Genomic DNA, 18,300 nt, shown 5'->3' on the forward strand with positions numbered 1-18,300 from the left:
CGCACAACGGCGTGCGCGGCCCCGGGCCCGTCGCCCCGCCCCGTCCGCCCCGACGGAGGCGCGGGCGGCGGGCCCTCGCCCGTTCCCGGGAGGCCGCGCCCGTTCTCAGGGAGCCGCGTCCCCGGCCTTCCCGTGGCGCCGGAAGGCGGCGGTCTCGATCCGCCAGGCACCGAACCCCACCACGTCCCCGTAGATGTACGGCTCCTTGCGGCCGTAGGCGGCCCGGCAGGGCTCGGAGTGGACCTCGATCGTGCCGGCGCGGGGGTCGACGATCAGGTAGTGCGGGATGCCCATCGCGGGGTAGTCGATGAGTTTCTCGATGTAGTCGTTGCTCGGGTTCGACGGCGAGACGATTTCGATCACCGCGAGCACCTGCGTCGCGTCGACGGCGAGGCCCTCTTCGTCGAGGACGTCCTCAGGGATGACGACGGCGTCGGGGCGGCGCATCCGGGCGAGCACGGGGTGCTCGATCTCCGGGCCGTTCTCGCAGATGTAGCCAGGGTGAGTGTCCGGCAGCTGTGCGTTCAGCTGGTCGCGGATGCGGCGGACGGTGCCCTTGTGACGCTTGGACGGGCACATCATCGCCAGTATCGGACCGGAGGGTCCGATCTCGACGCTCCAGGACCCTTCGAGTTGCTCTGCGTAGGCCCCGAGCTGCTCAGCGATCACGCGCATCTTGGCGTAGTCCATGCCCATGGGCTCAGCGTATTGAAGATGTGGCACCCGGTCCGCGCGTCGCTGCGGGTGCGCGCGGACCGGGGCCGATCAGGGGAGCCCGGGGGGCTCAGGGGGCGGTGAGTTCGCGGGGGTCCAGGGCGCTGGTGTGGGCGTCCATGCGCTCGGCGGCCAGGATGGCGGCGGCCGTGTCGGCGCGGGACGCGGCGACGACGAGGGCGCGGCCGGCCAGGGCGTGGGCGCGCCGGTGCAGGGCCGCGGGATCGGCGGCGCTCCCGGAGGGCACCGCGCGGACCGGCGCCCGGCCTCCCCGCAGCCGGGCCACCTGCTGGGCGAGCCGGTCGGCCGCCGCGTCCAGCTCGCCGGAGGGGCGGTGACCGCGCAGCTCGTCGGTGACGGTGAGCAGCGCCGAGAGGTGTCCCGCGAGCTGGATGTCCAGCTCCTCCTCCCGGGAGCGGTGGGGGAAGTCCGAGGGGGTGCCGGCCATCGTGCTGTGCACCGACTTGGTGCGGATCGGCTCGTACATGGGATGGCCTCCTGTGCTCTGACAGGAAGCCATCCTAGCTTAGATCTCGTCTAAAGTTGTGGTGATCGTAGAAAGAGGCGGTCAGGGCTGGCCGTAGCCGTCCAGGAAGCGCGAGATACGGCCCATCGCGTCCCGCAGATCCGTCACCGTCGGCAGCGTGACCACTCGGAAGTGGTCGGGCTCCGGCCAGTTGAAGCCGGTGCCCTGCACCACCATGATCTTCTCGCGTCGCAGCAGGTCCAGCACCAGTCGCCGGTCGTCCTTGACCTTGAAGACGGTGGGGTCCAGACGCGGGAACAGGTACAGGGCGCCCTTCGGGCGGACGCAGCTCACGCCGGGGATCTGCGTCAGCAGCTCGTACGCCGTGTCCATCTGCTCCTTGAGTCGCCCGCCCGGCAGGACCAGGTCGTTGATCGTCTGCCGTCCGCTGAGCGCGGCCACCACCCCGTGCTGGCCCGGCATGTTCGCGCACAGCCGCATGTTCGCCAGGATCGTCAGGCCCTCGATGTAGGAGTCCGCGTGCGCGCGCGGGCCGGAGATCGACATCCAGCCCACCCGGTAGCCGGCCACCCGGTACGCCTTCGACATGCCGTTGAAGGTGAGCGTCAGCAGGTCGGGGGCGACCTTCGCGGTCGGGGTGTGGGTGGCGCCGTCGTAGAGGATCTTGTCGTAGATCTCGTCCGAGCAGACCAGCAGGTTGTGGCGACGGGCGATGTCCGTCAGCCCCTTGATCATCGCCTCGTCGTACACCGCGCCCGTCGGGTTGTTCGGGTTGATGATGACGATCGCCTTGGTGCGGTCGGTGACCTTGCGCTCGACGTCCGCGAGGTCCGGCATCCAGTCGGACTGCTCGTCGCAGCGGTAGTGCACCGCCGTGCCGCCGGACAGCGAGACGGCCGCCGTCCACAGCGGGTAGTCGGGGGCCGGGACGAGTACCTCGTCGCCGTCGTCGAGCAGGCCCTGCATCGCCATCACGATCAGCTCGGACACGCCGTTGCCGATGAAGACGTGCTCGACGTCGGTCTCGATGCCGAGGGTCTGGTTGTGCATGACCACGGCCCGGCGGGCGGCGAGCAGGCCCTTGGCGTCGCCGTAGCCGTGCGCCGAGGAGACGTTGCGGAGGATGTCCTCCAGGATCTCGGGCGGGGCCTCGAAGCCGAAGGCGGCCGGGTTGCCGGTGTTCAGCTTGAGGATGCGGTGGCCCGCCGCCTCCAGCCGCATCGCCTCCTCGAGAACCGGGCCCCGGATCTCGTAACAGACATTGGCGAGCTTTGTGGACTGGATCACCTGCATGACTGGGAGCTTACGGCGCGGTAGCCGCTCTCGGGGCGTGTTTTCCGCCACGTGACACGCGTCGGTTTGTTCGGTTATCGCCGGTAGCTGTCCCAGGGGTCACCCCCGTCCCTACAATGCGCGGCCATGTCCAGGCCACCTCAGCCCGAAAACGGGGCATACGGCGCGAACCAGCCGCCGGTGTATCACCCGCAGGCGGAATCCGCCCCGGCGTACGACGGGTACGCCGACCCGGCGGCCGCTCACGGCTGGCAGAACAACGCCTACGACGAGACCAGCGAGCTGCCCCGGATCGACACCGATCCGGGCTACGGGCCCGGGTACGGGCCCGGCTTCCCGGACGGTGTCGGCGAGGCTCCCCTGGGTGGGCGGGCGGAGCGGCGGCGGGCCCGGCGGCAGTCGCCGTGGCGGTCGCCGCGCGTGCTGGCGGCCGGCGGTGCGGTGGGCGTGGTGTCCGTGGCGGCGCTGATCGCCGGGCTGTCCTTCGGTTCGTCGGGGGGCGGGGCGGGGGAGCCGGAGAAGCAGGGCGGCCAGACGCGGTCGGCCGAGGAGTCGCCGGGCGCGTCGGACCCGGCCGAGTCCCGGACGCCCTCGGCCGAGGAGTCCGCGCGGCCGAGTTCCGGGGTGAGCGCCTCGGCGGACGGGTCCGCCGGCGGGGCCCCCGCCGCCTCGGCCCCGCCCGCGCCGTCCGGGGCGCCGTCCAGTGCCGCGCCACGGCCCGCGGCCAGCGAGAGCGCGGTGGTGCCGCCGGGGGGTGACTCCGGGCCCGGCAACTCGAAAGGGAAAGGGCAAGGGGGATCAAAAGGGCCTCGGTAAGGGGGCCCGCTGAGGGGGGCGTTCGGGGCCCCCGGGGCAGGCCGCCTCCCCGGCCGAAAAGTGCTGCTTGTCGAGTCTCCTCGCTGCGCTGAGAATGCGCATGACAAAAGTGCGGGCGGCCGGAAGACCTCCGGCCGCCCCCGTCGCAAGAGGGGACCCCCACATGAGAAAGCCTCTCGTCGCCGCGCTCTTCGCCCTGGCGATCGCCGGGACCGGCGCGGCACCCTCGGTCGCCGCGCCCACGGCGGACGACCGCGCCCCGGCCCAGGCCCGCGGCGCGTCCGCCGCCCAGGGCGCCCCGGCCGCCGGGACGGCCACCCCGACGCTCCGGGCCGTCACCTTCGCCGGGACCGTCTCGCTCAGCAACTGCTCCGGTTCGGTCATCCGCTTCCCGAACTCCGTCGACAGCGACCCGGCACTGGTCCTGACCAACGGCCACTGCCTGGAGACCGGCTTCCCCGAGCCCGGCGAGGTCGTCACCGGCCGGCGCTCCAGCCGCAGCTTCGGCCTGCTGAACGCCTCCGGAACCCGGATCGGCACCCTGCGGGCCAACCAGGTCGTCTACTCGACGATGACCGACACCGACGTCACGATCTACCGCACCCGCACCAGCTACGCGTCGATCCGGAGCACCTACGGCATCAGCCCCCTCACCGTGCAGGACACCCACCCCGTGGCCGGCACGGCCATCACCGTCGCCTCCGGCTACTGGAAGCGGCTGTACCACTGCGACATCGACGGGTTCGTCTACCGCATGAAGGAGGGCGACTGGACCTGGAAGGACTCGGTCCGCTACACCTCGTCCTGCAACACCATCGGCGGCACCTCCGGATCGCCCGTCATCGACCAGGCCACCGGCAAGGTCGTCGCCGTCAACAACACCGGCAACGAGGACGGCCAGACCTGCACGGTGAACAACCCGTGCGAGATCGACGAGAACGGCGTCGTCACCGTCCGCGAGGGCATCAACTACGCCCAGGAGACGTACAACATCCCCGCCTGCTTCACCACCGGCAACCGCCTCGACCTGAACGCGAGCGGCTGCACCCTGCCCAAGCCGTAGCGACGGGTCACGGGCGGGCGGTCCGGCGCACCGCCCGCCCCGCCAGCACGTCCGTGCGCCGCCCGTCCTCGATCACGAAGCGCCCGTCGACCAGGACGTACGGGATGCCCGTCGGCAGCCGCCGCGGCTCCTCGAAGGTCGCCCCCGCCGCGACCGTCGCCGGGTCGAACAGCACGAGGTCCGCCCGGTTGCCCTCACGGACCACCCCCCGGTCCGCGAGGCCGAGCCGGGCGGCCGGGCGGCCCGTCATCCGCGCCACGCACTCCTCCAGCGACAGCAGGCCCAGCTCGCGCACGTAGTGGCCGAGGCAGCGGGGGAACGTGCCGTGGGCGCGCGGGTGCGGCCTGGCACCCCACAGGATGCCGTCCGACCCCACGGTGTGCGCCCGGTGGCGCATGATCGCGCGGACGTTCTCCTCGTGGCCGACGTGTTGCAGGACCGTCGGCGCCAGCCGGTCCGCGAGCAGCAGCCGGCGGGCCGTCGTCCAGGGCTCCTCGCCGCGCTCCGCCGCCGACTGCGCGACCGTACGGCCCACCCGGTCCGCCAGCGCCGGATCGCCCGTGCCCGCGATCTCGACCGAGTCCCAGTCGACGGGCACCCCGTGGCAGCCGTCCGCGCCGGTCACCTCCAGGTCGTACCGGATCCGGTCCGCCGTGGCGTCGTCGGCCAGCCGCTCCAGCAGCCGCTCCGGGCCGCCCTCGGCCGCCCAGCTCGGCAGCAGGGCGGCCAGGGTGGTGCTGCCGGGGGTGTACGGGTAGCTGTCGAAGGTGAGGTCCACGCCCGCCGCCGGGGCCTCGTCCAGCAGTGCCAGCAGCTCGGGCGCGCGTCCCTCGTTCACGCCGAAGTTCATCGTGGCGTGCGCGAGGTGCAGCGGGCAGCCGGACGCGCGGGCCACCTCCACCGTCTCCGCGTACGCCTCCAGCGCCCCGGCGCCGTAGGAACGGTGGTGCGGGCACCAGTAGCCGCCGTGGGACGCCACCACGCGGCACAGTTCCGTCAGCTCGGCCCGGTCGGCGTACATCCCGGGCGGGTAGGTCAGCCCGGAGGACATGCCGACCGCGCCCTCCGTCAGGCCCCGCGCCACCAGTTCCCGCATCCGCTCCAGCTCCCGCGGCGTGGCCGGGCGGTCCTCCCAGCCGACCACCAGCGCCCGGACGGTGCCCTGCGGGACCAGGAAGGCCGCGTTCACCGCGATGCCCCGCCCGTCGAACCCGTGGTCCAGCCGGTCCAGGTACCCGCCGACCGAACGCCAGGAGAAGTCGACGTCGTCGCCGGGGCCGTTCCAGCCGGCGATCGCCCGGCGGACCTCGCCGAGGGTGCGGTCGTCGACCGGGGCGTACGACAGCCCGTCCTGGCCCAGCACCTCCAGGGTCACGCCCTGCGCCGCCTTCGCGCTGTGGTCGGGGTCGCGCAGCAGGGCCAGGTCGCTGTGCGCGTGCATGTCGATGAAGCCCGGGGCGAGGACCAGGCCCTCCGCGTCCAGCTCCCGCACCGCCTTCGGGCGCTGGCAGCCCGCAGCGGCCGCCTCCTTGACGATCGAGACGATCCGCCCGCCGTCCACCACCACATCGGCGCGGTACGCGTCCGCACCGGTGCCGTCGACGACATCGGCGTCCCTGATGACCAGGTCCTGCATGCGCTCGCCTCTCTCCGGGCCGGAACCCCTCGCCCCTAGAAGAAGGTGCGGACGTACTCCACGACCGTGCCGTCCGCCTCGGCCACCGGGATCAGCGGCCACTTGTCGAAGGACGTGCAGGGGTGGGACAGACCCAGCCCCACCCAGTCACCGACCTCCAGGTCCGTGCCCGGCGCGGTGGCCAGCCAGGCGTGCTGGTCGGACAGTGCGGTGACCTCCATGCCCGTCGCCGGACGCTCGACGCCGTCCCGGCGCACCACCCGGGGCACCGGCAGGTCCAGGTCGTGGGCCGCGTCCCGCTTGCCCGCGTTGAGGAACGCCTGGTCCGGCGAGGGCCGCGAGACGACCTGCGCCCACAGTCGGAACGCCGGCTCCAGCGCGCCCTCCTGCGGCACCCGGTTGAACGGTGTCAGCCGGCTGTAGTGCACGTCGTCGTGCGACACGTACGCGCCCGAGCGCAGCAACTTCAGGACCGGCGCGGACAGTTCGGGCATCCCGGCGAACACGTCGGCGACCGCGTCGAACCACTCGCTGCCGCCCGCGCTGACCACGATCCGCTCCGCCCCCGCGAACCGCCCCGCCCGGTCGAGGTCCGCGGCCAGCGCCACCAGCCGCCGCAGCCAGGCCCGCACGCTCTGCGGGGCGGCGCCCGGCACCTGGGCCTCGTAGCCCGCCACCCCGACCAGCCGCAGGTGCGCGGCGCCGGCCACCGCCGCGGCGACCGCCGCGCCGTCCGCCTCCGTACGGACCCCGGTGCGCGCCCCCTCACCGGCGGCCAGCTCCACGACGACGTCCAGGGGACGGCCGGCGCCGGACAGGGCCGCGTCCATCAACGCGACCCCGCGCACGGAGTCGACGTAGCAGATGAGCTCGAAGTCCGGGTCGGCGGCCATCTCGGCCGCGATCCAGCGCAGGGCCGCCGGGTCGACGACCTCGTTCGCCAGGAACACCCGCCGGATGCCGAAGGCGCGCGCCACCCGCACCTGGTGGGGCACGGCGAGCGTGATGCCCCACGCGCCGTGGTCGAGCTGACGGTGGAACAGCTGCGGGGCCATCGAGGTCTTGCCGTGCGGGGCGAAGGCGAGGCCGTGGCGGGTCGCGTACGTCTCCATCAGCCGCAGGTTGTGCGCCAGACGCTCGGCCGACAGCGCGAGCACGGGTGTGGTGAAGCCGCCGGTGAAGAGGTTGCGCCGCTCGGCCGCCAGTTCGGCGACGGTGCGGCCGTCGGCGTCCGGGGGCAGGCCCTTGAAACGGTGGTCGACGCGTTCCCGCGCCAGCCGGGCCAGCGCTCCGGCGCCGGACGGTCCCGCGCCGGACGGTCCTGCGCCGGGGGCCTCGGCGCCGGTTGCCTCGCTGCCCGGGGAGAGCGCCATACTGCCTCCTGATCTGCGGTGTCGCGCGATCTGCGACGACCTTTGCGAGTATCGCTCACCGCTGTTCGAAGCGGGGCTGACTGGGCCGGGCACAGGGTTGTCCGCCATACTGCCCGCTGTGGACCAGCGCATAGGTACGAGCAGCCAGCCCCTGAAGGGCGAGCCCGTGAAGGGCGCCGGGTTCGACCCGGCCTTCATCCCCGGGCTCACCACGCCCGTGGCCGACGACGCGGAGAACGCCGAACGCGTCGAAGAGACCGACGACGTCGAGGACGTCGAGGACGTCGAGGACGTCGAGGACGTCGAGGACGTCGAGGACGCCGACCCGGCGGACGGGGCCGAGGACGGGGAGACGGCCGAGGCGGACGCTGACGAGGCCCCGGTCGACGGCCCCGTCTTCGAGGCCGCCGACCGCCGCGCCCGGATCGTCGCCGACCACCGGGGCGTTCAGCTCTTCCTGGACGACCAGGAGTGCGAGTTCCGCTGGGACGAGATCGGCGCGGTGGAGACGGAGACCGGCCGCTTCGGCAAGCGGTTCACCGTCACCGTCCACACCCCCGGCCAGCGCTGGTACCCGATCGAGATCGAGGCCACGTCGCGCTCGCTCTTCCCGGAGTGGGAGAAGCGGCTGGACGCGGTCCTCGACGCGTACTTCGAGGACTAGACGCGCACTTCCAGGCCCGAAGGTCCGAGGGCCCGGAGGACTAGCAGTACTGTGCCTCCTTGCCGATGGAGCGGTACATGCAGTCCGCGTTCTCCAGCAGTTGCAGCACGGCGTCCCGGTTGCGTGCGGTCTCCCGCTCGATCACCTCGTCGGGCGGGTAGAACCCGCCGTTCCAACCGGAGGTCGGGTACATCTCGAAGGTGTACCCGAAGATCCTGTGCACGCCCCAGAGGTAGTCGTCGATCGTCCCGTCGGTGATGTACAGGTCGCTCGACTGCTCGGGGGTGTACCCGTTGCTCGCCGCCATCTTCCGCCCGACCGCCTTGAACGCGGCGTTGTCGTCCGCCGTCATCCCGGTCGCCGTGTCGGAGTAGGTGTAGCCGAACGGCCACAGCACCAGCTCGCTGTAGGTGTGGAAGTCGATCCCGGCCTTGATCTGCTGGACCCCGCCCACGACCCGGCCGCGCACGAAGTCGGCGACGACCTCGACCTCGGGCGCCGACTCCGCTGACGCGCCCCGGTAGGTCTCCGAGGACTTCGACCCCGACGAGCCGCGGCAGCAGCCCCACCGGTAGTCCCAGTTGCGGTTGAGGTCGGTGCCGACGTACGAGGAGCCGGGGTTGGGCTGCCGGTTCTTGCGCCAGGAGCGGTAGGAGCCGGTGGCGATGTCGTACTCGCCGCCGTCGGGGTTGAGGTCGGGGATGATCCAGATCTCCCGGTCGTTCACCATGTCCGTGATCCGGGAGTCGGTGCCGTAGCCCGCGCCGAGTTCGCGGATCAGGTACAGGGCCATCTCCACGGTGAGGTGTTCGCGCGCGTGCTGGTGGTGGGTGAACAGCACCTCGGGCTCGGCCTCGTCCGTGCCGACGTTGTCGCTGATCTTGACGGCGACGATGTCCCGGCCCTCGTACGACCTGCCGATGACCCGCTTGCTCATGATGCCGGGGTACGCGGCGATCCGCTGGTCGATCTCTGCGGTCGTCTCCGCGTAGTTGTGGTAGCGGGAGTCCGCCGACGGGAAGTCGTACAGCCGGACCTCGTTCCCGGCGGTCCGGTCGGGTGCCGCGCCGAGCGGGGTGACCTCGTAGCCGAGGCGGCGCAGTGCGGTGATCTGGCCGGCGCGTCCGGAGACCACCACGGTCTCCTCGTCGGCCTCGTCGACGCTCACCCCGGCCGCGGCGATCGCGGTGCGGGTGACGGGGGTGTTGTGGTGGCGGCCGACGTGGATCTCGTACTGGCGGACGGTGTCGGCGGCGGGGTCGGAGGCGGCGGGGGCGGCCGTGGGCGGGGTGCTGCCGGCGGCGGCCTGGGTGACGGTCCCCGACAGGGGGGCGGCGAGGGCCAGCGTGAGCAGGCCGGTGAGCGCCGCGGAGCGTGTGCCGCGGAGGCGGAGTCGCATGAAATCTCCTTGTGGGAGGTGGGGTTGTTCCGTGCGACGTGCGACGTGCGACGTGCTGGGTGCGGGTGCCGCTCATGGTCGGGGTGTGACATGGTCCGGTCAATACGGGATTCGGACGTGCCGTACGGCGGGGAAGGGGCCGCGCAGTGTACGTGAGCACCCACTCCCGGGCCGGGTCCCCGGCAAAGTGCACCCGGCGGTGTGATCCGCGGAGTGCGTCCTTGCACGGGCTGGGGGAGAGTGGGGCTCCGCGCAGAAAGGGAGCCGCACCCTCCGGCTCGTCGACGACACCCCGAGGACTGGCTGACGATGGGCGGATCGGCGTCACCCCGGCCCCCGCACCGGGCGGCGCCCAGCAGGCAGGCACCGCGCCATGAGCCCTCGTGCACGGAACCTCCGCGCACCCCGCCCCGCCTTCCTGACCTTCCTGACCCTCCCGGCCTTCCTGACCCTCCCAGCCTTCCCGGCCTTCCCGTGGAGACCACCAGCTTCGTCGACCGGCGGGCGGAACTGCGCCAGGGCCGCGAGCTGTTGAGCCGCGCGCGCCTGGTCACCCTGACCGGCCCCGGCGGAGTGGGCAAGACGCGGCTCGCGGGCCGCCTCGCCGCGCGAGTCGCCCGGGCCTTCCCGGACGGAGTGCGGTACGTCCGACTGGCCGGGCTGCGGGACCCGGCCCTGGTGCCGCTCGCCGCCGCCGACGCGCTGGGCCTGCACGACCACTCCCGGCGGCCCGCCCTCGACGCCCTCGTGGAGCGGGTCCGCGACCGGCGGCTCCTCCTCGTCGTCGACAACTGCGAGCACCTGCTGACCGCCTGCGCCACCCTGGCCGCCGCCCTGCTCCACGGCACCACCGGGGTCCGGGTCCTCGCCACCAGCCGGCACCGGCTCGGCCTCACCGAGGAACACCTGCTGGACGTCCGGCCCTTGCCGGTGCCCGATCCCGACGGTGACCTGTCCGCCGCCTGCTGCCCGGCGCTCGCGCTGTTCGCCGACCGCGCCTCCGCCGTCGTCCCCGGCTTCCGGCTCACCGCCGCCAACCGGGCCGCCGTGGCCCGCCTCTGCCGCCGCCTCGACGGACTGCCCCTCGCCATCGAACTCGCCGCCGTCCGGCTGCGCGTCCTCGGCGTCGAACAGCTCCTGGAACGCCTCGACGACCGGTACCGCCTGCTCACCGCCGGCAGCTCCGCCGTACCGGCCCGCCACCGGACCCTGCGCGCCGCCGTCGACTGGAGCCACGACCTGTGCACCCCGGCCGAACGCCTGGCCTGGGCCCGCCTCTCGGTACTGGCCGGCGCCTTCGACCTGGAAACGGCGGAGGCGGTGTGCGACGACGCCGACGGGGCGGGGACGGCCGGGACGGCGGGGCCACCGGGTGCGTTCGGGGCGTCCGGGGCGTCGGAGCCGACGGCGACGGGGGGTGGTCGGGCCGGTCGTGCGGGGGCGCCGGCGGGGGAGGCGGGTGGTTGTGCCGGCGGCGCGGGGCCGTCGGGGGCGGCGGGGGACCGCGCCGGGCGGGCGGGGCCGGATCGGGTGGGGGGCCGTGCCGGTCGTGCGGGGGAGGCGGGTGGTCGTGCCGGTCGGAGCGGGCCGACGCCCGCCGGCGGCCGTGACGGCCGGATGCGGTCCGGTGCCTCCCCCGGCAGCGCCTGCCGGCCCGTACAGCCGGCGGTGGCGGGGCGAGGTGACCTCGGCCGGTCGGAGCAGCCCGCGGACGCGGGCGGGGTGCCGGAGCCCGCCGAGGAGGCGCCCCGCGACCCCGTTCCGGCCCGGCCGGCGCAGGCGTTCGACGTGCTGGAGGCCGTCGCCGGGCTCGTGGACAAGTCCGTCCTGTGCCGCGAGGCCGGACCCGACGGCGTACGGTACCGGCTGCTCGACACCCTGCGGCAGTACGGCCTGGAACGGCTGCGGGCGATCCCGGGGGAGGAGTCCGCCGCCCGGCTGCGCCACCGGGAGTGGATGCAGCGCCGAGCCGAAGCCTGCGAACGCGCCTGGTTCGGCCCGGACCAGCCCGCCGTCGTCGCCCGCCTCGCCGCCGACCGCGACAACCTGCGCGCCGCCCTCGACCACGGCCTGACCACCCCCGGCGAGGCCCGCGCCGCACTCCGCCTCGCGGGCACCCTCTGGTTCCACTGGCACGCCTGCGGAGCCCCCCGCGAGGGCCGCTACTGGCTGGACCGCGCCCTCGACGCCGACCCCGAGCCCAGCCGCGACCGGGCCCGCGCCCTGTGGGCCGCCGCCCTGCTCGCCGGCTGCCCCGAGGACCTCACCCGGGGCCGGCGCCGCGCCGAGGAGGCCCGCGACCTCGCCCTCCGGCTGGGCGAGCGGGCCGAGGCCGCGCACGCCGAGTACGTCATCGGCGTCATCCGGCTCTTCGCCGACGACCTCACCGGCGCACTGGACCACTTCCGCGCCGCCGCCGCCCGCGGCCGCGTCCCCGGCCAGCACCCCAGCCTGGTCGGTCTGGACCGCGTCGAACTCGCCTGCGCCCTCTCCTTCCTCGGCCGCCCCGACGAGGCCATCGCCGTCTGTGAGGAGACCCGTCGGCTCTGCGCCGGCCATGGGGAGCGCTGGGTGCTGTCGTACGTCGAGCGGATGCTCGCCCTGGCCCACGCCGTACGGGAGGACTGGCCGCGCGCAGACCGCCACGGCCGGGCGGCACTGCGTCTGAAGCACGCCGTGCACGACGTCGTCGGCATCGGCCTGACCCTCGACCTGCTCGCCCGGATCGCCGCCGGGCGCGACGTCCCCGAACGCGCGGCCGTGCTGCTCGGCGCCGCCGACCGGGCCTGGGCGGACGTCGACCGCGACCGCTGGGGTTCCGCCGCCCTCGCCGCCACCCGCCGCGACAGCGAGACCCGCGCCGTCGCGGCGCTCGGCCGGCCCGCCTTCCGCCGGGCCTACGAGCGGGGCGGCGCCCTTCCCCTCGCCGACGCCGTCGGCTACGCGGCCGACGGGCGGCAGCCGGCCCCGCGCGGCCCCGACGAGGCCCCGCCCGCGGCGGCCGTTCCCGAAGGCGTCCGGCTCACCCCGCGCGAGACCCAGGTCGCCGAACTCGTCGCCCAGGGACTCGCCAACCAGCAGATCGCCGACCACCTGGTGATCGCCCGCCGCACGGCCGAGGGCCACGTCGAACGCATCCTCAGCAAGCTCGGCTTCAACAACCGCAGCCAGATCGCGGCCTGGGTGGCCGGGCAACGGTGACACGGAACCGTCCCGACATCAGACGCCCCTGACACCAGATGCCCCTGACACCAGACGCACCCCGACCCGGAAAGGACTCCGAGGCCCCCATGACCGCCACCACCGTCCGGCCCACCGAGGCACACAGCGCGTTCACCCACCGGATGAGCGCGGTGGGCACCGACGACGCCTTCCTCGCCGCCGCGCTCCCCTTCCTCGCCGAGGGGATCGCCGCCCCCGACGAACCGCAGCCCGTCGCCATCGCCGACCCCGCCAAACTGGACCTGCTGCGCGACGCCCTCGGCCCTGACACCAAGGCGGTCGGGTTCGTCCCGCACACCGAGTGGTACGCCGGTTCCGCCGCCAACGCCGTCGCCCGCGCCGCCGGCCACCTCGCCGCGCACGCCGGGCCCGGCGGCCGGATCCACCTCCTCATGGAGCCGGTGTGGGGCGGACGCGCGGGCCGCTCACCGCGCGAGAGCGCCGAGTGGATCCGCTACGAGGCCCTCGCCAACCTCCTGTTCGCCCCGGCCGCGACGACCGCGCTGTGCGTCTACGACACCCGCAGCGCCGGCCCCGCCGTCATCGAGGCCGCCCGTCGCGCCCACCCCGACAGCGACGTCTACGAGGACCCGCTGCGACTCGCCGCCGAGCTGGACGCCGTACCGCTGCAGCCGGCGCCGCGCGACGCCGCCCGGCTGACCCGGCCGGACGCGGGGGCCGTACGCGCCTGGGCCGAACGGAACGGGCTGCCCGTCGCGGACGCCGAACTGTTCGGCACGGCCGTCGCCGAAGCCGCCGTCCTCGGCCCGGTCACCGGGGTCACGCTGTGGGGCGAGGCCCCGGGCTGCGTCTGCGAACTCGCCCTCGGCCGCCGCGTCGACGACCCGCTCGCCGGCTTCGTCCCGCCGCGCGACGGCGACCTCGCCCCCGGACAGGGCCTGTGGTACGCCCGCCAGGTCTGCGCCTACGTCGATCTGCGTCCCGGTGACAACGGGGGAACGACCGTACGGTTGCAGTACGCGTAGCCGTACCGGCGGCTCGGCACGCAGGACGTGCTCGGGTAGGGAATCGGGTAGTCCTCCCCGTGCGGGGGCGTACGGCGCGGCACATGCTGGACCCATGCTGGAAACTTCCGGGGCACGCCGCCCGGACCCCGCCCCCCGGTACGGCGCGTCCCTGCAACCACCCATGCGGGCCGGCCATGTGAGCGTGGCGTACGAGCCCCGCCCGAGTGCCGTCCGGGAGGCCCGTGCGGAGGTCCGCACGCAGTTGGACAGGTGGGGGCTGGGCGACCGCGACGACCTGGTGGACACCACGGAGCTGCTCGTCAGCGAGCTGGCCACCAACGCGTTGCTGCGCCCCCGCGGAACCATGGGCGTGGCGGGCACCCCCGCCGCCACCCCGTTCCGGCTCACCCTGTCGGCGGCGCACGACGTCCTGCGCTGCGAGGTCGCCGACACCGGCGCCCGCGGCGCCGAGGGCATGGAGACCGGCGGTGTCGAAGGGGGCCGGTTCGCGGAGAACGGCCGATTCACCGAGGGCGTGCCGAGCCTGTTCCTCGTACGGGCGCTCGCGCGGCGGTGGGGGTACCACCGGGCCGGGCCTGGCGAGGTGGTGTGGTTCGAGCTGGGGACGTGCGAATGCGGGACCGATCCGGGCACGCCCCCTTGTCCGGGGCGCCGTCTTCCGCTTCGTTGACCTTCATGGCGGACACCACGGGAGACCCCACTCGCACCGAGGCCACCACCGACCCTCAGTCACGACAGTCCAGTTGGCGTCATATCGGCCCCGGCATCGTCGTCGCCGCGACCGGCGTCGGCGCCGGGGACCTCGTCGCGACCCTGATCGCCGGGAGCAGCTTCGGCTACACCCTGCTGTGGGCGGCGGTCGCCGGCTGCCTGGTGAAGATCTCCCTCGCGGAGGCCGCCGGGCGCTGGCACCTGTCCACCGGGCGCACCCTGTTCGACGGCTGGGCGAGCCTCGGCCGCTGGGCGACCTGGTTCTTCGCCGGGTACGTGGTGATCTGGGGGTTCGTGTACGGGGCGGCGGCGATGTCGGCCGGCGCGCTCCCGCTGCAGGCGCTGTTCCCGGACGTGATGGACCTCAAGTGGTGGGCGGTCGCCTGCGGCCTGGTCGGTCTGGTCTTCGTCTGGTTCAACCGGTACGCGGTGTTCGAGAAGGTCATGACGGTCCTGGTGGGCGTCATGTTCGTGGTGACCGTGTACCTGGCGGTCCGGGTCACCCCCAACCTCCCCGACCTGCTGGCGGGTCTGCTGCCGGTCCTCCCCGACGAGGAGGACTCCGTCCTCAACACCCTCGGCCTGATCGGCGGCGTCGGCGGCACCATCACGCTCGCCGCCTACGGCTACTGGGTCAACGCCAAGGGCTGGAGCGACACCGGTTGGATGAAGGTGATGCGCCTGGACAACCGGGTCGCCTACGCCACCACCGGCGTCTTCGTCGTGGCGATGCTGATCGTCGGCGCGGAGCTGCTGCACTCCGCCGGGATCGCCCTCGCCGGCGGCGGCAAGGGACTGATCCAGCTCGGCGGCGTCCTGGAGGCCGAATACGGCGCCGCGACCGCCAAGTTCTTCCTGATCGGCTTCTTCGCCACCTCCTTCACCTCGCTGATCGGCGTCTGGCACGGCGTGAGCCTGATGTTCGCGGACTTCGTCGCCCGCTACCGGGGCGGCCGGGACCGGCAGGAGGTGACGGGCGAGAACGCAGCCGCCGGGCGGCGGGAACGGTCCTGGCCGTTCCGCGCCTACCTGCTCTGGCTGACCTTCCCGCCCATCGTCCTGCTCTTCCAGGGCCGGCCCTTCCGCCTGGTCATCCTCTACGGGGTACTCGGCGCGGCCTTCCTGCCGTTCCTCGCCGGCACCCTGCTCTGGCTCCTCAACTCCTCGCGCACCCCCAGGGAGTGGCGCAACGGGGCACTGAGCAACACGATGCTGTCGATCGCGGGGTTGCTGTTCCTCGTGCTGTGCGTGAAGCAGATCTGGGACCAGGACTGGTCGGCGTTCTTCTGACGCACGGTCAGCCGAGGGCCTCCCACTCCGGGGACAGGGCGATCCGGCGCAGCTCGTCCATGGTGAGGGCCGGGTCGGTGCGGGTGGCCGGGGTGACCTGGGAGCCCGCGTTGAAGGCGCTGATCACGATCCGGCGCCCGTCGGGCCGGATCGTGTCGACGGTCCACATCACCACCCCGTCCATCCCCTTCTCGCCCGGCCCCTGGTGCGTGGCGACCCGGGTGCCGTCGGGCAGGGTCTCGTCGGACGCGTCGAACAGCTGGTCGCGCACGTCGTTCATGTCCGGCTGCACGTTGATCTGCACGAAGCTCTCCCCCTTGCCGTCGTCGACCACGACATAGCCGTACTGCGAGTCCTCGCCGGACTTGTCGACCACCTTCACGTCCTTGGGCATCAGCCGCGTGAGGACCACGATGAGCCGCTGCCCGCCGATACCGTCGTCCGAGCCCCCCGGGACCGGCGCGGTGGTGGGCTTCGTCCCGTCCTCGGGAAGCGCGTCGACGAGGGGCAGCCAGGCGTGGGCGGTGACGACCGTCTCCAGCTGCGCCGGGGACAGCGGCGGCTGCGGACGGGTGACCGCCTCGCCCTTCTCCGCCGGTGCGTTCCACTCCGTCAGCGACACGTACTGACCGGACGCGGTGATCAGGTCCGCGCGCCAGAGCTTGGTCTCCACCCGGCGGTCCGGGTACTCGTACCCCTGGTACAGCTTGAGCACCGACCCGTTCGGCAGCCGCCGCACCGAGCACTCGTCGTGGTTGGTGAACCGCTTGTCGGGGCACTCGCTCAGCTCGCGGGCCTGCCCGCCGCCGGGCTCGACCCGGTCCAGGTTGACCCCGATCGCGGCCGCGCCCCGGCCGTCGTCGTAGACGAGCGAGGCGTACGGCGCCGCTCCGCCCTCCGTGCCGCTGCCCGTCTCCTTGCTGGTCATCCCCTCGGGGAGCAGCGACTTCAGCGTGGTGAGCAACTGCTCGGCGGTGACGCCGTCCCCCGACGGCGTGGCCGCCGCGGTGCGGCTCGCGGCGACGGACGAGGTCCGCGGCGCGCCGTCGGCGTCACCGCCGTTCGCCACGAGCAGCGCACCGCTCACACAGGCGAGTGCCACCGCGGCGGCGCCGCCCACCACGGCGACGTTGCGGCGCGCCCGCAGCCGCCGGCCACGGGCCGTACCGGCGGCCGCCAGCGCGGGCCGGTCGGTGTCGAAGTCACTGCCGGTCGCCTGCAGGGCGGCGGACAGCCGGTCCTCGAAGGGGTCGTTGTACTGGTCGTCGACGGACATGGGGAACCACCGTTTCGGTTCGGTCGGCGAGGAAGGACGAAGAAGGACGGGGAAGAACGGGAGAGACAGGGGGTGCGGTCAGGGACGGGCGTAGGCGCCGATGTCCTCGCCGAGCAGATCCCGCAGCCGGGCCAGGGCCCGGGTGCACCGGGTGCGCACGGCGGCGGCACTGGTGTCCATCGCGTCCGCGGTCTCCTGGACGGACCGGTCCTCCCAGTAGCGCAGCACGACCACGGCACGGTCCTTGACCGGCAGTCGCCCCAGCGCGTCGAGGAGGGTGAGCCGCAGCGTCGCGTCGGAGGCGGCCGCGGCCGTCTCCGGCAGGACCGCGGTGGCGCGTTCGGTGCTGCTGCGTCGCCGCTGGTGGGCGAGGAAGGTCCGGGTGAGCACGGTCTGCGCGTAGGCGGCCGGGTTCCCGACACGGGAGACCCGCCGCCAGCGGACGTAGATCCGGCCCAGGGCCTCCTGCACCAGGTCCTCCGCGAGATGCGTGTCACCGGCGGTGAGCAGGCACGCCGACCGGTACAGATGCCCGGCACGCGCCGCCGCGAACTCCGCGTACTCGTCCGCCCGGGCCTGTCTCATGCGTTCTCCTGTAGCTGGGTGCCGGCTGTGTTCGAGGTCCTCACTTCTTCGATGCGGTGGGCCGGGGAGAATGTTTCACACCGATCCACACCGATCCTCGCTGTGCCGACCCACGGAGAACCGCCGATGACCCAGCAGCCCCCGCCCCCGCCCGGCTTCGGCCCGCCGCCACCCCAGTACGGACCCCCGCAAGCCACCCCTCCCGGCCCGTACGGCACCCCACCCCCCGCGTACGGCGGCCCCGTACCGCCACCGCCCGCGTACGCACCCGCTGGCCCGGCACCCGCCCCGGCCCCCGCTGGCCCCGGCCCGGAGTTCATGGCCGTCGACAAGCACAACGCGATCGTGGTCGACGCCGAGGGCGTCACCCTGGAGCTCTCCGGCGTCTCCGCCGAGTTCCCCTGGCCCGAGGTCCGCAGCGTCCACTACAAGGCGAGCCCCAACGGCAAGTCCCTCATGCTCGCCGTGATCCACCTGGACGGCCTGGTCTACGAGGGAGAGGTCACGGCCCGCCCCCAGTCCCGCCTGACGGAGTGGTTCGCACAACTGGCCTGGGTACTGGGCCACTACCGCCCGCACGGCTGACGACCGCGCCCAGATCAGGTGGCCGGACTGCCTCCCCCGCCTTGATGCCGAGAACAATCCGCCGACATGCCTCCCGACGCGTCGGACCAGGTGGACGTCCTCGGCTCCGGCTATGGAGATGCAGGGCGTTGCCCTACGAGCCCGTAACACGATCTTGTTGATCGGCCCTGGTCGGCCGTGACTGGTGTGACGATTCG

The 18,300-nt window shown here is 73.6% G+C and carries 16 protein-coding genes; 7 read left to right on the forward strand and 9 right to left on the reverse strand.

Features of this window, described 5'->3' with window-relative positions:
* Positions 1 to 105: 105 nt before the first annotated feature.
* The 4 genes from ACSLTV_RS21180 to ACSLTV_RS21195 form a co-directional block, all read right to left on the reverse strand.
* Positions 106 to 690, reverse strand: coding sequence for a Uma2 family endonuclease (locus ACSLTV_RS21180; protein ID WP_432157077.1), 585 nt, complete (start codon positions 688 to 690; stop codon positions 106 to 108).
* A gap of 94 nt (positions 691 to 784) precedes the next feature.
* Positions 785 to 1,201 carry a hypothetical protein gene (locus ACSLTV_RS21185; protein ID WP_432134727.1) on the reverse strand — a complete coding sequence of 139 codons (417 nt, stop codon included), beginning with the start codon at positions 1,199 to 1,201 and terminating at the stop codon, positions 785 to 787.
* 81 nt (positions 1,202 to 1,282) lie between these two features.
* Positions 1,283 to 2,494: a pyridoxal phosphate-dependent aminotransferase gene (locus ACSLTV_RS21190; protein ID WP_432134728.1), complete on the reverse strand. Its 1,212-nt coding sequence runs from the start codon at positions 2,492 to 2,494 to the stop codon at positions 1,283 to 1,285.
* Between the two features lie 308 nt (positions 2,495 to 2,802).
* The gene (locus ACSLTV_RS21195; RefSeq protein WP_435612648.1) at positions 2,803 to 3,267 is read right to left on the reverse strand and encodes a hypothetical protein; all 465 of its coding nucleotides are present in this window, start codon (positions 3,265 to 3,267) and stop codon (positions 2,803 to 2,805) included.
* A 206-nt stretch (positions 3,268 to 3,473) separates the two neighbouring features.
* On the opposite strand from ACSLTV_RS21195, the gene ACSLTV_RS21200 reads away from it, so the two are divergent.
* Complete coding sequence (locus ACSLTV_RS21200; RefSeq protein WP_432134730.1) at positions 3,474 to 4,373, forward strand: trypsin-like serine peptidase; 900 nt, start codon at positions 3,474 to 3,476, stop codon at positions 4,371 to 4,373.
* Between the two features lie 7 nt (positions 4,374 to 4,380).
* On the opposite strand, the gene ACSLTV_RS21205 is transcribed toward ACSLTV_RS21200, so the two are convergent.
* Together ACSLTV_RS21205 and ACSLTV_RS21210 are read right to left on the reverse strand one after the other, a co-directional pair.
* The gene (locus ACSLTV_RS21205) at positions 4,381 to 6,009 is read right to left on the reverse strand and encodes an N-acyl-D-amino-acid deacylase family protein (protein WP_435612649.1); all 1,629 of its coding nucleotides are present in this window, start codon (positions 6,007 to 6,009) and stop codon (positions 4,381 to 4,383) included.
* Positions 6,010 to 6,044: 35 nt separating this feature from the next.
* Positions 6,045 to 7,382 (reverse strand): amino acid deaminase, encoded by a 1,338-nt coding sequence (locus ACSLTV_RS21210; RefSeq protein WP_432157068.1) that lies wholly within the window; start codon positions 7,380 to 7,382, stop codon positions 6,045 to 6,047.
* Positions 7,383 to 7,500: 118 nt separating this feature from the next.
* On the opposite strand from ACSLTV_RS21210, the gene ACSLTV_RS21215 reads away from it, so the two are divergent.
* Positions 7,501 to 8,046: a hypothetical protein gene (locus ACSLTV_RS21215; RefSeq protein ID WP_435612650.1), complete on the forward strand. Its 546-nt coding sequence runs from the start codon at positions 7,501 to 7,503 to the stop codon at positions 8,044 to 8,046.
* Between the two features lie 40 nt (positions 8,047 to 8,086).
* On the opposite strand, the gene ACSLTV_RS21220 is transcribed toward ACSLTV_RS21215, so the two are convergent.
* Positions 8,087 to 9,445 (reverse strand): M14 family metallopeptidase, encoded by a 1,359-nt coding sequence (locus ACSLTV_RS21220; protein ID WP_432157070.1) that lies wholly within the window; start codon positions 9,443 to 9,445, stop codon positions 8,087 to 8,089.
* Positions 9,446 to 9,919: 474 nt separating this feature from the next.
* Between ACSLTV_RS21220 and ACSLTV_RS21225 the strand changes: the two genes are divergently transcribed.
* The 4 genes from ACSLTV_RS21225 (at position 9,920) to ACSLTV_RS21240 (ending at position 15,657) form a co-directional block, all read left to right on the forward strand.
* Complete coding sequence (locus ACSLTV_RS21225; protein ID WP_435612651.1) at positions 9,920 to 12,646, forward strand: LuxR C-terminal-related transcriptional regulator; 2,727 nt, start codon at positions 9,920 to 9,922, stop codon at positions 12,644 to 12,646.
* 89 nt (positions 12,647 to 12,735) lie between these two features.
* A complete protein-coding gene (locus ACSLTV_RS21230; RefSeq protein ID WP_432134736.1) occupies positions 12,736 to 13,653 on the forward strand; it encodes an anti-sigma factor RsbA family regulatory protein in 918 nt (305 codons plus the stop codon).
* Positions 13,654 to 13,747: 94 nt separating this feature from the next.
* Positions 13,748 to 14,326 carry an ATP-binding protein gene (locus ACSLTV_RS21235; RefSeq protein ID WP_435612652.1) on the forward strand — a complete coding sequence of 193 codons (579 nt, stop codon included), beginning with the start codon at positions 13,748 to 13,750 and terminating at the stop codon, positions 14,324 to 14,326.
* Positions 14,327 to 14,331: 5 nt separating this feature from the next.
* Entirely contained in the window at positions 14,332 to 15,657 is a 1,326-nt protein-coding gene (locus tag ACSLTV_RS21240) for an Nramp family divalent metal transporter (protein WP_435612653.1), read from the forward strand.
* A 7-nt stretch (positions 15,658 to 15,664) separates the two neighbouring features.
* On the opposite strand, the gene ACSLTV_RS21245 is transcribed toward ACSLTV_RS21240, so the two are convergent.
* Both ACSLTV_RS21245 and ACSLTV_RS21250 read right to left on the reverse strand, forming a co-directional pair.
* Positions 15,665 to 16,933: a hypothetical protein gene (locus ACSLTV_RS21245; RefSeq protein WP_432134739.1), complete on the reverse strand. Its 1,269-nt coding sequence runs from the start codon at positions 16,931 to 16,933 to the stop codon at positions 15,665 to 15,667.
* A gap of 78 nt (positions 16,934 to 17,011) precedes the next feature.
* Positions 17,012 to 17,518, reverse strand: a complete 507-nt coding sequence (locus ACSLTV_RS21250; RefSeq protein ID WP_432134740.1) for a SigE family RNA polymerase sigma factor — start codon at positions 17,516 to 17,518, stop codon at positions 17,012 to 17,014.
* 126 nt (positions 17,519 to 17,644) lie between these two features.
* Between ACSLTV_RS21250 and ACSLTV_RS21255 the strand changes: the two genes are divergently transcribed.
* Positions 17,645 to 18,103, forward strand: a complete 459-nt coding sequence (locus ACSLTV_RS21255; protein ID WP_435612654.1) for a hypothetical protein — start codon at positions 17,645 to 17,647, stop codon at positions 18,101 to 18,103.
* Positions 18,104 to 18,300 lie beyond the last annotated feature (197 nt).

It is taken from the genome of Streptomyces sp. bgisy159 (assembly GCF_965341775.1).
Classification (GTDB): domain Bacteria; phylum Actinomycetota; class Actinomycetes; order Streptomycetales; family Streptomycetaceae; genus Streptomyces.

What these genes read in the sequence shown, in the direction of transcription:
- ACSLTV_RS21185 (WP_432134727.1), bottom strand. Translation starts at nt 1,201, where the DNA reads ATGTACGAGCCGATCCGCACCAAGTCGGTGCACAGCACGATGGCCGGC.
- ACSLTV_RS21255 (WP_435612654.1), top strand. Translation starts at nt 17,645, where the DNA reads ATGACCCAGCAGCCCCCGCCCCCGCCCGGCTTCGGCCCGCCGCCACCC.
- ACSLTV_RS21220 (WP_432157070.1), bottom strand. Translation starts at nt 9,445, where the DNA reads ATGCGACTCCGCCTCCGCGGCACACGCTCCGCGGCGCTCACCGGCCTG.
- ACSLTV_RS21180 (WP_432157077.1), bottom strand. Translation starts at nt 690, where the DNA reads ATGGACTACGCCAAGATGCGCGTGATCGCTGAGCAGCTCGGGGCCTAC.
- ACSLTV_RS21235 (WP_435612652.1), top strand. Translation starts at nt 13,748, where the DNA reads ATGCTGGAAACTTCCGGGGCACGCCGCCCGGACCCCGCCCCCCGGTAC.
- ACSLTV_RS21210 (WP_432157068.1), bottom strand. Translation starts at nt 7,382, where the DNA reads ATGGCGCTCTCCCCGGGCAGCGAGGCAACCGGCGCCGAGGCCCCCGGC.
- ACSLTV_RS21230 (WP_432134736.1), top strand. Translation starts at nt 12,736, where the DNA reads ATGACCGCCACCACCGTCCGGCCCACCGAGGCACACAGCGCGTTCACC.
- ACSLTV_RS21205 (WP_435612649.1), bottom strand. Translation starts at nt 6,009, where the DNA reads ATGCAGGACCTGGTCATCAGGGACGCCGATGTCGTCGACGGCACCGGT.
- ACSLTV_RS21250 (WP_432134740.1), bottom strand. Translation starts at nt 17,518, where the DNA reads ATGAGACAGGCCCGGGCGGACGAGTACGCGGAGTTCGCGGCGGCGCGT.
- ACSLTV_RS21240 (WP_435612653.1), top strand. Translation starts at nt 14,332, where the DNA reads ATGGCGGACACCACGGGAGACCCCACTCGCACCGAGGCCACCACCGAC.
- ACSLTV_RS21190 (WP_432134728.1), bottom strand. Translation starts at nt 2,494, where the DNA reads ATGCAGGTGATCCAGTCCACAAAGCTCGCCAATGTCTGTTACGAGATC.
- ACSLTV_RS21245 (WP_432134739.1), bottom strand. Translation starts at nt 16,933, where the DNA reads ATGTCCGTCGACGACCAGTACAACGACCCCTTCGAGGACCGGCTGTCC.
- ACSLTV_RS21200 (WP_432134730.1), top strand. Translation starts at nt 3,474, where the DNA reads ATGAGAAAGCCTCTCGTCGCCGCGCTCTTCGCCCTGGCGATCGCCGGG.